Genomic DNA, 13,526 nt, shown 5'->3' on the forward strand with positions numbered 1-13,526 from the left:
TCGCAAGCTTAAAACTATCCCTAAATAAGGCGCCAAATGGCGCCTTATTAATTGAAGCAATTCGCGTTCTATGTCAAAATCCCTGCTTTGATCTGTGTATCTGTGGGGACGAAAGTCACTATGAATATGAACGCACAATTTTACGTTCTAAAACAAGATGATAGTGCCCACCAAACGGCTGGCGCTGTTTTCGATCTGGCAGCTAAAATTGCTGCGGATCAGTATCGTCTAGGTCATCGCGTATTTATTTACGCTGATAACACCGACACGGCCCACACAATCGACGACATCATTTGGTCATTTGAACCAGATAGTTTTGTACCTCACAACTTACAAGGTGAAGGCCCTAAAGGTGGCGCTCCGGTTGAAATTGGTATGACTCCACCTGTCGGCAACAGAAAAATATTAATCAACTTAGCTGAACACCTACCGGATTTTATCCGCCGTTTTCAGCAGGTTTATGATTTCGTACCCGTTGAGCCAAATGCTAAACAAGCCGCCCGTGAGCGGTTTAAAAAGCTTCGCCAACTGGGCGCCCATATTGCAACGCAAGAAATTGACATTTAAGCATTTATTTAAGGTTCTGTGTAATGGATAAAACCTATAATCCGCAAGATATTGAACAGTCTTTATACCAAGGCTGGGAAGAAAATGGCTACTTTAAACCGTCTGGCCAAGGTGACGCATACTCAATTATGATCCCGCCACCAAACGTCACGGGTAGCTTACACATGGGCCACGCATTCCAAGATACCATCATGGATACGCTAACGCGTTTAAAGCGTATGCAAGGCAACAACACTTTATGGCAAGTAGGTACTGACCACGCGGGTATCGCAACGCAAATGCTTGTTGAGCGTAAGCTTGCAGCTGAAGAAGGTAAAACACGTCACGACCTTGGCCGTGAAGCATTTATCGATAAAATCTGGGAGTGGAAAAACCACTCTGGTGGCACGATCACTAAACAATTACGTCGTTTAGGCGCTTCTGTAGATTGGGACCGTGAGCGTTTCACTATGGACGAAGGCCTTTCTGAAGCGGTTAAAGAAGTATTCGTACGTCTTCACAAAGAAGATTTAATCTACCGTGGTAAGCGCCTAGTTAACTGGGATCCTAAGCTACACACTGCGATTTCTGATCTTGAAGTTGAAAACAAAGACAAACAAGGTCACATGTGGAACCTACGTTACCCACTTGCTGATGGCGTAAAAACCAAAGATGGTAAAGACTACATCATTGTTGCGACAACACGTCCTGAAACAATGCTAGGTGATTCAGGTGTTGCTGTTAACCCTGATGATGAGCGTTACCAAGATCTGATCGGTAAAGAAATTTTACTGCCTATCGTAAACCGCCGTATTCCAATTGTTGCCGATGAGCATGCAGACATGGAAAAAGGCACAGGTTGTGTGAAAATCACGCCTGCCCACGACTTTAACGATAACGAAGTAGGTAAACGTCACCAACTACCAATGATCAACATCTTCAATAAAGATGCTGCGGTATTAAGCGAAGGTGAAAGCTACACATTCGACGGTAAAGAGCTTAAATTAGATGCGCCAATTCCTGAACGCCTACATGGCCTTGACCGCTTTGATGCACGAAAAGCGATTGTGAGCGAATTTGAAGAACTTGGTCTATTAGAAAAAATTGAAGATCATAGCCTAACGGTACCTTACGGTGACCGTTCTGGCGTAGTGATTGAGCCACTTCTTACTGATCAGTGGTACGTGCGCGTAGCACCACTTGCTGAGCCTGCAAAAGAAGCCGTTAAAAATGGCGACATTAAGTTCGTGCCTCAACAATACGAGAACATGTACTTCTCGTGGATGAACGACGTACAAGACTGGTGTATTTCACGTCAGCTTTGGTGGGGTCACCGCATCCCAGCTTGGTACGACAACGAAGGCAACGTTTACGTTGGTCGTGACGAAGCTGAAGTACGCCGCGATAACAACCTTGCTGATGATGTTGCACTTAAGCAAGACGAAGACGTTTTAGATACCTGGTTCTCATCTGCGCTTTGGACTTTCTCAACGCAAGGTTGGCCGGCAAACACTGATGATTTAAAAACGTTCCACCCGTCTGACGTATTGGTAACAGGTTTCGATATCATCTTCTTCTGGGTTGCTCGTATGATCATGATGACCATGCACTTCATCAAAGATGAAGACGGCAAGCCACAAGTACCATTTAAAACCGTTTACGTAACTGGCCTTATCCGCGATGAAAACGGCGATAAGATGTCTAAATCGAAAGGTAATGTACTTGATCCTATCGACATGATTGACGGTATCGATCTTGAAAGCCTAGTTGAAAAGCGCACTGGTAACATGATGCAGCCACAACTAGCGAAGAAGATTGAGAAGAACACTCGTAAAACATTCGAAAACGGTATCGAAGCACACGGTACAGACGCACTGCGTTTCACCCTTGCAGCAATGGCTTCAACGGGTCGTGATATCAACTGGGATATGAACCGTCTTGAAGGTTACCGTAACTTCTGTAACAAACTATGGAACGCAAGTCGTTACGTATTAATGAATACAGAAGAGCAAGACTGTGGTTTCGCTACAGATGCTGAGAAACAGTATTCACTCGCTGATCGTTGGATTTTAGGCCAGTTTGAAGCAACTGTTAAAACCTATACTGAGCATCTAGAAAACTACCGTTTTGACCTAGCCGCAAACACTATTTATGAGTTCACTTGGAACCAATTCTGTGACTGGTACCTAGAGCTTACTAAACCAGTATTGTTTAAAGGCAACGAAGCACAGCAACGTGGCACTCGTCATACCTTAATCACGGTATTAGAAAGCCTACTTCGCTTAATGCACCCGTTAATGCCATACATCACAGAAACGATTTGGCAACGTGTTGCACCACTTGCAGGTATCGAAACTGCGGGCACTAGCATCATGGTTCAAGGTTTCCCTGTATACAATGAAGCAAATGTTGATAGCCAAGCGATGGACGACCTAGAGTGGGTTAAACAATTCATTCTTGCTATTCGTAACATCCGTGGTGAAATGGATATCAGCCCAAGCAAACCATTATCGGTATTGCTTGCTAATGCGTCTGACGAAGACAAACGCCGCTTAACGGAAAACGAAGCTTTCTTAGCGTCTCTTGCTAAGCTTGAAGAGTTCACGCTTCTTGATAGCAAAGACGAAGCACCTGCGTGTGCAACATCGTATGTTGGTAACCTTGAGATCATGATCCCAATGGCTGGCCTAATCGATGTTGAAGCTGAACTAGCTCGTATCGCGAAGCAGCTTGAAAAAGCAGAGAAAGGCTTAGCTCAAGTTAATAACAAATTAGCTAACGAGAAGTTCGTAAATAACGCGCCAGAAGCCGTGCTTGCTAAAGAGCATGCTAAGCTGGCTGAGTTTACAGATGCGAAAGACAAACTATTAGCGCAAAAAGCGAAAATCGAAAGTCTATAACAGCATATATAAAGCGCGATTTATTCGCGCTTACAAAAAAGCCGCGCTATAACATTGTTATAGCGCGGCTTTTTAATGCTCTGTAGCAGCGACTTTACGTCGCGTCAAAATTAAAATTTGTAGTTGTACTGAGCACCAATTAGAACTGCGTGACCTTTTGATTCATATTCCCATGAAACATCTTGGCCTAAAGAAGCAGCTAGGCTGTCTTTTTCAGAGAAGTTTTGTGTTTTACCACGAAGGATACTTACACCTAAGTCAACATTTGAGTTTTCGCTGAATGCGTAGTTACCACCAAACGAGAACCAGAAACGATCTGTATCAGGGATAGAGATTGAAAGGTGTGATTGGTCTGCTGGTGACTCATCGTATGCAATACCTGCACGAAGTAAAAGTGCATCGCTGTACTGGTAGTCAGTACCGATAGAGTAACGCATTGAATCTGAGAAGTTCTCTTCTTTAGAGAATACAGGCGTTTCAAGGCTTGGTGTATAAGCTTCTAATTTTTGGAAGCTATCCCAACCAGTCCATAAGATGCTGTAGTGTACGCCTAGCTTCTTATCCAGTTGATGTGAACCAGAAAATTCAGCAATTGCTGGTAAAGTCAATTTTAACTCACCCGGTACTGTAGTACCCGCTAAACCGCCAACTGCAGCTGGAAGTTGGTTTGAGTACTCGCCTTCAAAGTCGATATCTGTTTCGCTGCGGTAGTTAAAACCAAAACGGTTGTTTTCGTCTAACTGATACATCGCACCAATGTTCCAACCAAAGCCGTAGTCGTCACCTTCAAGGTGAGCAATTTGCGTGCTAGCTGGTAAACCAAATGGATTAGTACCTGCATTACGAACAACTTTTGCATCAGCATAAACATAGTTTAAACCAAGACCTAAGCTGAACTGTTCGTTGATTTTATATGAAGCGCTAGCATTCATGTTAACTGTTACGATTTCAGTTTCACCTGCAATAGAGCCTGCCGCGTAGTCATCTTTAAACTCAGTTGAAAGACCGAAGTTTGAAAAAGCACCAAAGCCTAAAGACACTTTATCGTTTAAAGGCATTGTGAAGTAACCTGCAGGGATAAATGCAGATGGTGCGATGCTATCGTCATCGATAGAGCTTTCATCTAAGCCGTATGCAGCACTTTCGCCTTTTAAACTTACATCTGGAATTACAGCAATACCTGCTACTGAGATTTGCTTGTCTTTGAATAAAGACATAAGTGCAGGGTTACGAGCAACAACTGATGCGTCATCTGCAACAGCTGCTTCACCAGCGTATGCGCGACCTAAACCTGAAACGTTTTGCTCTGCTAATTGGAAAGCTGCAGCGAAGCTGTCAGCAGAAACAACAGCAAGTGATGCTGCAATTAGTGTTTTAGTGAACTTCATAAATCTGTGTCCTCTTGCAAACTTGTGCGAAAGCTAATCCAACAATGAGGGCAACCTATTAGTTAAGCATAAAAGATTAGCGCTGTATGTTGGTATTAGATGTTTTATTCTAATGATTACAAACTTTCGAACATTACCTTAATTAAGATCAAAAAACTGTAATTTTTCGTTAGAAATAGGTAAAAAACCCGCATTTTAACAACAAGACAACAACTTATTAAAACTCATCAGAGCTCTGATTACAAAAGCAACAAACAGTAGTAATTATCATTTGCATTGACATCTATTTCTTGTCCCTTTAGACTAAAAATAAAGGTTTTACTGTTGAGTTTGAGTATGGAAATCGCATTGATTATTGCGGCACTGATGTTATGTGGTGTGAGTGTTCATTATTTTTGTAAAGCAAACTATTGCGCGTGCACTAAAGCGGGTGATTGCGATAACCCAGTCAATCACTATTGGCTAGGCGCCATGCTGAGTGCTGTTTTATCACTACTGTTATGTTGTGTGGCCTTACATGTAGAAAAAGGCACATTGCTGTGGTTGGTATTAATGACGAGTTGTTTTAGTGGTGCATTTATATCAGCAAAACGCAGTGCCAAAAAACGCTGTGTTAAGTCTAAACAAGCAGATGCTCTTTTAACAAACGAGCCAAATTAAGCTGATAATCTAGAGGCTTAATACTCGCAATAATTTTTAGTTCTTTTTCTACGCTTAAATCGACATCTTTGGCAGTAATATGATGCTTATGCTTGGCATTATAGAAGATCTTTATTTTCGGCTTAATTGGGTTTTCGTGGTTACCTTCCATCACTAACGCCAAGCGCTCATTATTCAACTTCACAATCGTTCCAACAGGGTGCACCCCTAGGCATTTAATAAAGCGTTGCACCAACTCAGAGTCAAACAATTGCTTATTGGCAAGTAAATAACGCAGCGCTGAGATTGGCTCTTCTCCCATTTGATGCGGCCTGTCTGCTGTCATAGCATCATAAACATCGACGATTGCCATCATACGGGCTGCACGGCTCAGCTTTTCAGCTGCAATACCGCGAGGGTAACCTGTACCATCTAAACGCTCATGGTGATTCACTATCATATCGAGCATTAACGGCGTAATGCCCTTTTCACCTTTCACTAAACCTAAACTCTGCGCCACATGCTTTTTAACAACTTGCATTTCGTTGTCGTTCAAGGCACTTGGTTTAGACAATACACCTTGTGGCATTTTCGCCTGACCGATATCGTGCATCAATGCACCCATTGCCAGCTCTTTAATTGTCTTTTCTTTGTAACCTAGGTACTTAGCAAACACACTCACCAAAATAGCGGTGTTGATCATGTGCCGCCAGTTATAAATATGTTTATCTTTAAGGCGAGTTAAAATAGTTAAGGCATTGTGATTACGAAATACCGAGCTGACTATATCAACGGCGATATCATCAAGCACAGCGACATTCACCTTTAAACCCGATGTGATATCTGAGTAGAAACCTTGCAATTTTCGGCTGTGCTGCTCGTAATGCACGCTGGCTTTTAGAAACTCTTGTTGAACCGTTATCCCTTGTGGTGCTTCGTTAGCTGCAGGCTTTTGTTCAACCTTAGGTTTAGCCGGTTCAGGCTTTGGTTGGTATTTTTTAGGGAGTGCAACATCGCTTTGTGTAAAGTCGATGAGTAGCTCTTCAACCCCCTCAGAGATAAGGCGTTGAATAATCGTTTTATCACGCACTAAACCACGTGTTTTGATCTTAATACTATTTACATGCTCTTGTTGCTTACTGACACTGTCAACAAACATCCCTGGTACAAGTTCGGCAATGGGTAAGGTAATAAGCATATGTGAGCTTAGCGCATAAAAACATCGAGTTTTTTATTATCGCTAATTGATTACAAATGTCTATAGATTGGGTAGCGAATACGAAATAGGTATTAGGGAAGAGTTAGAAAGGGGAAAGTTAGAAAGGGGAAAGCTAGAAAGGGGAAAGTTAGAAAGGGGAAAGTTAGAAAGGGGAAAGTTTCTAGGGGAAAGTTAGAAAGAGTAAAGCTAGAATCGCTTAGCTAACGACTCAAGAAACTCGCTAACTTTACTCTTGAAACTTGCTAACTTCCCATCCCTAGCAACTCGCTAACTTTACTCCTGAAAGTAAGTACCCCAGCCGTCGTATTCAACGTCGGTTTGCTGAGCAAGCGCTTCTAGCTTGTCTACGTCTTCCATAATCGCTTCTACTTCAAGTTCACACTCAACAACCACGTCAAAGCTCCACACTTTCTCGCCGTCTTCTAGCTCAAGTTCTGCAGGTTCTTCAACATCGTAACCTAGTTTAAAAGCGGCTAAAGCGGCTTGCTCTAACTTTTCAAAATTTTCGCTAACAAAGTGGTGTTCCACTTCATAAAGTACTTCAGGATCTGAGCCATCTTCAAGTAATGAAGTAACGATGTCTTCAGTAATTTCGCGCCAATTTTCCATTATTTGTTTCTCACTTGAGCATCTAATTCAGTTATTTTAGCAGCCATAATCTGATGAACATGTGAAGCATGGTCACGAGCAGATACGTCTTTATCAAGATAAATCGGCGCTAACATTTCGAGGTAAATTGTACCATTATCCCAGCGATTTAGCTTAATAGTTTTGTGCGTTGTACTCATACAAACAGGCACAACTGGCACATCAGCACTCATTGCTGTGTGAAATGCCCCAGTTTTGAAGGGTAATAAACCACGACCATAGCTTCGCGTGCCCTCAGGAAACATCCAAACCGATAGACCTTTTTGTTTTATTTTCTCAGCTGATTTAGAAATTGTACCTGCCGCTTTTGAGCGGTTAGCACGGTCAATTAAGATATTTCCCGATAACCAATAAAGTTGACCAAAAAATGGGATCCATTTGAGGCTTTTCTTACCTAGGCTTACGCAATTCTCTGGCACCATGGCAGGTAAAGTGAATAGGTCATAGTTATTTTGATGATTTGCTACATAGACAGCAGGACCAATATTTTTTGGAGCCTCGTGATATTTAAGCTCTAGTTTGACACCTAAAATTTTAGCTACCTTGCAAAACCAACCCGAAATAATATGCACGTTATTAGTATGAAACGGCTTAACGATGCATAAAAGCAGCCCAAAAACACAGCTCAAAACAATGAATAACGCCATGAAAATTATGCGAAAAATAGCTAACAAACGAATTCTCCTCGTACTAATCAGCGCGCATTATAACGTGAAAAATACCATTTCCATAGCTTTAAGCGCACATGTGTACGCTTAAAATTTCATAACGTTTTAACAATAAAAAAGGCCTGCAATTGCAGACCTTTTATTTTTTACTCTGTTACTTCGCTTGGCGACTCATCACTATCATCTGTTTGAGTCACTTCGACTACAGCTTCATCAACACGCTGTAAGCCACGCGGTAATTTATTACCTCGTCTACCACGTTCACCATGATAATGCTCAAGATCAGCCGGTTTAAGTGTCAGTTTTCGTTTCCCTGCATGCAGGGTTACGCTACTGCCCGCAGGCACCACAGCCAGTACTTTTACAAACTCTTCTCGGGCTTGTACTTTCGCACTTGGGATAGAAATAATCTTATTTCCTTTACCCTTACTAAGCTTAGGTAAATCACGCAGTGGGAATAACAACATGCGGCCTTCATTAGAAATTGCCATACAGTAATCTGTTGCTACATCAGTTACTCTAATTGGCGCGAGTAATTCACCGCCTTTAGGAACACTGACCAGCGCTTTACCGTTTTTATTTTTACTCACCAGATCTTTAAAGTCGCTTATAAAGCCATAACCTGCATCTGAGGCCATTAACAACACTTGGTTGTCTTCTGCCATCACCACATGCTCAAAGTTGGCTCCTGCGCTTAAGTTAAAGCGCCCTGTCATTGGCTCACCTTGGCTTCGAGCTGAAGGTAAACTGTGTGCATCAGTAGCAAAAGCACGACCACTTGAGTCTAAGAACACTGCAGGTTGATTGCTCTTACCGCGCGCTGAGGCTTTATAGCTGTCGCCTGACTTGTAACTTAGCCCTTCAACATCTAAATCATGGCCTTTGCCAACACGTGCCCAACCTTTTTCAGATAACACAACGGTCACTGACTCTGAAGGGATAAGGTCTTTTTCACTTAACGCTTTTGCTTCTAAACGTTCAACAACTGGTGAGCGACGATCATCGCCATACATTTCAGCCGCTTCTTGGATTTCTTTTTTCATCAAGGTCGACATACGACGTTCTGAACCAAGCGTTTGCTCTAGCTTGTCACGCTCAAGGGCAAGTTCATCCTGCTCACCTTTAATCTTGAACTCTTCAAGTTTTGCTAAATGACGTAGTTTTAACTCTAAAATCGCTTCCGCTTGAATATCAGTTAAACCAAAACGCTCCATTAATACAGGCTTTGGTTTATCTTCAGTACGGATAATTTCGATAACTTCATCAATATTTAAAAAGGCCGTTAATAAACCTTCTAAAATATGTAAGCGAGCTAATACTTTATCTAAACGGTGCTGTAAGCGGCGGCGAACTGTTTCACGGCGGAACGTTAACCACTCGGTTAAAATACTACGTAAATCTTTAACTTGCGGACGACCATCAAGGCCAAGCATGTTTAAGTTTACGCGGTAGTTCTTTTCTAAATCTGTGGTTGCAAATAGGTGCGCCATTAGTGGCTCAGCTTTAATGCGGTTTGAACGCGGTACAATCACGATACGAGTTGGGTTTTCGTGATCAGATTCGTCACGTAAATCAGCAACCATTGGCAACTTTTTAGCATTCATCTGCGCTGCAATTTGCTCAAGTACTTTTGCACCTGAACACTGATGAGGCAGCGCGGTGATCACTATGTCACCTTGCTCTTCAGTGTAAATTGCACGCATCTTGATAGAACCACGTCCGGTTTGATAAATCTTACGAATATCGTCTTTTGGTGTGATGATTTCAGCTTCTGTTGGGTAGTCAGGCGCATGCACTAACTCAAGCAACTCTTCGATTTCTGTCTTTGGCTTATCAAGTAATAGACAACAGGCACTGGCAACTTCACGCACATTGTGTGGTGGAATATCGGTTGCCATACCTACCGCAATCCCCGTTACACCATTAAGTAAGATGTGTGGTAAACGCGCAGGTAACACCATTGGCTCATCAAGTGTACCGTCAAAGTTTGCGGTCCAATCTACAGTGCCTTGACCCAGCTCTTTTAGCAGAACTTCTGAGAACTTAGATAAACGCGCTTCGGTGTAACGCATTGCAGCAAATGATTTAGGATCATCGGCAGCCCCCCAGTTACCTTGACCGTCCACCAGCGGGTAGCGGTAAGAAAACGGCTGCGCCATTAACACCATCGCTTCGTAACAAGCACTATCGCCATGGGGGTGGTATTTACCCAGTACATCACCCACGGTACGGGCTGATTTTTTATATTTTGCTTGCGCCGATAGCCCCAGCTCGCTCATTGCATAGATGATACGACGCTGTACAGGCTTAAGACCATCACCTACATGAGGTAAAGCACGGTCCATGATGACGTACATTGAGTAGTTTAAGTAGGCGTCTTCAGTAAAGCGCCCCATTGTTTGTTGTTCTACGCCTTGCATCAGCAAGGTATCTGTATCACTCATTAACGCTTACCTATTTTTTCTTAGCACTAACGCGATAGATCACATTAGCAAAGTCGTCTGAGATCAATAAGCTGCCATCTGCAAGCTCTGCAAATGCAACTGGGCGACCAAATGTTTCTTCGTTTTGCATAAAGCCTGTGATGAACGGGGTGTACTTAGTAATACGACCTTGTTCAACATTCGCTAGCATCACTTTATAGCCTGATTTTTTACTACGGTTCCACGAACCATGCTCAGCAACAAAAAGCTGCTCTTTGTATTTAGCAGGAAACTGCTTACCGTTATAAAAATGAATACCTAGAGGAGCAACATGAGCACCAAGTGCAAGGGCTGGCGATTTATAGTCAGCAATACTTTTACCTTTGCCAAACTCAGGATCTAAAATCGCACCAGCGTGAACATAAGGGAAACCATAATGCGCGCCCTCTTCACCTTCACCAACACGGTTAATTTCGCATGGTGGCATGTCATCGCCCATCATGTCACGGCCGTTATCACTAAACCAAAATGCATTCGTTGTAGGGTGATAATCAAAACCAACTGAGTTACGAACACCTTTGGCGATGGTTTTAATTTCTTTTGTATCCACATCTAACGAGAAGATACGGCCGTATTTGTCGTCTTCCGCACAAATGTTACATGGCACACCCACTGGCACAATTAGCTCACCGGTTGGCGCAAAACTAATAAACTTCCAACCATGGTGACGATCAGTTGGAAACTTGTCGTATACCACGTCAAATTTAGGATCTTTTAGGTTTTTGTCTACGTCTTTAAAACGAATGATACGTGACACTTCAGCCACATATAAATCACCATCTTTAATCGCTAAACCTGATGGCATTTCAAGGCCAGTAGCAATGACAATCTTTTTATCTGCAACACCATCACTGTTGTGGTCAATCAGTGCATAAACATTACCTGCTTTACGCGAACCTGCGTAAACAATGCCTCTTTTTGATACCGCAATTTGACGCGCGTTTTCAACATCATCGGCAAACAGGCTTATAGAAAAGCCATCAGCAACTGTTAATTTATCGAGAATATCTTTTGCCATTACAGGCGCTGATAACAAGCTCAGCGATAATAATGAGGTCAGTAGTTTTTTCATTTTTGTCTTGCCCTTTAATTCTTTGCTAGCAACTAAGTTGCTACACCCTTTATTAAACTTCTGCGCGGTTACCGTGATCTTCTAACCATTGGCGACGGTCTGACGAACGTTTCTTCGCAAGTAACATATCCATCATTTCCATGGTTTGTTCTTCTTCGTCTAAAGTTAGTTGCACTAAACGACGCGTATTAGGATCCATGGTGGTTTCGCGTAATTGTAACGGGTTCATTTCACCTAACCCTTTGAAGCGTTGAACATTAACCTTACCGCGTTTTTTCTCAGCTTCAATGCGCGCTAAAATACCGTTCTTTTCGTCTTCATCAAGGGCGTAGTAAACCTCTTTACCAATGTCGATACGAAATAGCGGCGGCATAGCTACATACACATGGCCTTGTTTGATAAGCGATGGAAAGTGACGAACAAAAAGCGCACAAAGCAAGGTAGCAATGTGCAATCCATCCGAGTCAGCATCGGCCAAGATACAAATTTTGTTATAACGCAGACCAGATAAATCACTTGAATCAGGGTCAATACCCAAAGCGACAGAAATATCATGCACCTCTTGCGATGCTAAAATCTGCCCAGATTCAACTTCCCAGGTATTTAAGATTTTACCGCGCAGCGGCATGATTGCTTGGAATTCACGGTCGCGCGCTTGTTTTGCTGAACCACCCGCTGAGTCACCCTCTACTAAAAACAGTTCAGTACGGTCATTATCTTGGGCGCTACAGTCAGTTAATTTACCCGGTAATGCAGGGCCTGAGGTAACACGCTTACGCACGACTTTTTTAGCAGCACGTAAACGGCGCTGCGCATTTGAGATACATAACTCAGCTAATAATTCTGCCGTTTCTGTATGCTCGTTTAACCATAAACTAAATGAGTCTTTCACTACACCAGATACAAACGCAGCACATGAGCGAGATGAAAGCTTTTCTTTTGTTTGGCCTGCAAATTGTGGGTCTTGCATTTTAACCGATAATACGTAGCTACAGCGCTCCCAAATATCATCTGGCGTTAGCTTTACACCGCGTGGTAGTAAGTTTCTGAATTCACAGAATTCACGCATTGCTTCAAGCAAGCCTTGGCGTAAACCATTAACATGCGTACCGCCTTGCGCTGTAGGAATTAAGTTTACATAACTTTCAGCGATTGATTCACCGCCTTCAGGTAGCCATACAACAGCCCAGTCAGCGCCTTCTGTTGAACTTGAAAAGTCACCAATAAACGGCTCTTTTGGTAATACTTCAAAACCTTTAACTGCTTCAACTAGGTAATCTTTTAAGCCAGTTTCGTAATACCATTCTTGGCTTTCTTTGGTTTGCTTATTAGTAAACTTAATGCGCAGGCCTGGGCATAATACCGCTTTGGCTTTTAATAAGTGATTAAGCTTAGTGATAGAAAAGTTAGCTGAGTCAAAATAGCTAGCATCAGGCCAAAAACGCACGGTTGTACCTGTGTTACGTTTACCTACAGTGCCAATGACGTTTAAGTCTTCAACCTTGTCACCGTTTTCAAAGGCCATACGAAATTGCTGCGCATCACGGCGCACAGTGACTTCAACACGAGTCGATAGCGCATTTACAACCGAAATACCTACCCCGTGTAAACCACCCGAAAACTGATAGTTTTTATTAGAGAACTTACCACCGGCGTGCAGCTTGGTAAAAATAAGTTCCACACCAGGAATACCTTCCTCAGGGTGAATATCAATCGGCATACCACGGCCATCATCGATAACCTCAAGGGAGTTATCTTCATGAAGGATGACATCTATTTTAGTGGCATGACCTGCCATTGCTTCATCGACACTGTTATCGATAACTTCTTGACCTAAATGATTAGGTCGAACCGTGTCGGTATACATACCTGGGCGGCGTTTTACGGGCTCTAATCCGTTTAAGACTTCAATTGCTTCGGCGTTATAATTTTGCTGACTCATAGTTTTTATATCTTTTATGCG

Annotated in this window: 10 protein-coding genes; 3 read left to right on the plus strand and 7 right to left on the minus strand. The window is 42.7% G+C overall.

Annotated elements, in window-relative coordinates:
• Positions 1-120: 120 nt before the first annotated feature.
• Positions 121-567 carry a DNA polymerase III subunit chi gene (locus AADY36_RS13535; protein WP_054562716.1) on the plus strand — a complete coding sequence of 149 codons (447 nt, stop codon included), beginning with the start codon at positions 121-123 and terminating at the stop codon, positions 565-567.
• Positions 568-590: 23 nt separating this feature from the next.
• Complete coding sequence (locus AADY36_RS13540) at positions 591-3,446, plus strand: valine--tRNA ligase (protein ID WP_342409089.1); 2,856 nt, start codon at positions 591-593, stop codon at positions 3,444-3,446.
• Between the two features lie 110 nt (positions 3,447-3,556).
• On the opposite strand, the gene AADY36_RS13545 is transcribed toward AADY36_RS13540, so the two are convergent.
• Positions 3,557-4,834: an outer membrane protein transport protein gene (locus tag AADY36_RS13545; RefSeq protein WP_054562718.1), complete on the minus strand. Its 1,278-nt coding sequence runs from the start codon at positions 4,832-4,834 to the stop codon at positions 3,557-3,559.
• A gap of 336 nt (positions 4,835-5,170) precedes the next feature.
• Between AADY36_RS13545 and AADY36_RS13550 the strand changes: the two genes are divergently transcribed.
• Positions 5,171-5,494, plus strand: a complete 324-nt coding sequence (locus AADY36_RS13550) for a hypothetical protein (RefSeq protein WP_054562719.1) — start codon at positions 5,171-5,173, stop codon at positions 5,492-5,494.
• Here AADY36_RS13550 and AADY36_RS13555 read toward each other — a convergent pair.
• From AADY36_RS13555 to parE, 6 genes are all read right to left on the minus strand, one after another.
• Positions 5,454-6,671: an HD-GYP domain-containing protein gene (locus tag AADY36_RS13555; protein WP_055021199.1), complete on the minus strand. Its 1,218-nt coding sequence runs from the start codon at positions 6,669-6,671 to the stop codon at positions 5,454-5,456. The two genes, AADY36_RS13550 and AADY36_RS13555, sit on opposite strands and share 41 nt — an antisense overlap.
• Before the next feature lie 294 nt (positions 6,672-6,965).
• The gene (gene rraB, locus AADY36_RS13560; protein ID WP_054562721.1) at positions 6,966-7,301 is read right to left on the minus strand and encodes a ribonuclease E inhibitor RraB; all 336 of its coding nucleotides are present in this window, start codon (positions 7,299-7,301) and stop codon (positions 6,966-6,968) included.
• On the minus strand, positions 7,301-7,987 hold the full coding sequence (locus AADY36_RS13565) for a 1-acylglycerol-3-phosphate O-acyltransferase (RefSeq protein WP_082401632.1): 687 nt from the start codon (positions 7,985-7,987) through the stop codon (positions 7,301-7,303). Before AADY36_RS13565 ends, rraB begins: the two co-directional genes overlap by 1 nt.
• Before the next feature lie 167 nt (positions 7,988-8,154).
• Entirely contained in the window at positions 8,155-10,452 is a 2,298-nt protein-coding gene (gene parC, locus AADY36_RS13570; RefSeq protein ID WP_055021197.1) for a DNA topoisomerase IV subunit A, read from the minus strand.
• 10 nt (positions 10,453-10,462) lie between these two features.
• Positions 10,463-11,563: a PQQ-dependent sugar dehydrogenase gene (locus AADY36_RS13575; protein WP_054562724.1), complete on the minus strand. Its 1,101-nt coding sequence runs from the start codon at positions 11,561-11,563 to the stop codon at positions 10,463-10,465.
• 52 nt (positions 11,564-11,615) lie between these two features.
• Positions 11,616-13,505: a DNA topoisomerase IV subunit B gene (gene parE, locus AADY36_RS13580; protein ID WP_054552648.1), complete on the minus strand. Its 1,890-nt coding sequence runs from the start codon at positions 13,503-13,505 to the stop codon at positions 11,616-11,618.
• Positions 13,506-13,526: the final 21 nt, after the last annotated feature.

It is taken from the genome of Pseudoalteromonas sp. D15MCD-2, assembly GCF_038562745.1.
Classification (GTDB): domain Bacteria; phylum Pseudomonadota; class Gammaproteobacteria; order Enterobacterales; family Alteromonadaceae; genus Pseudoalteromonas.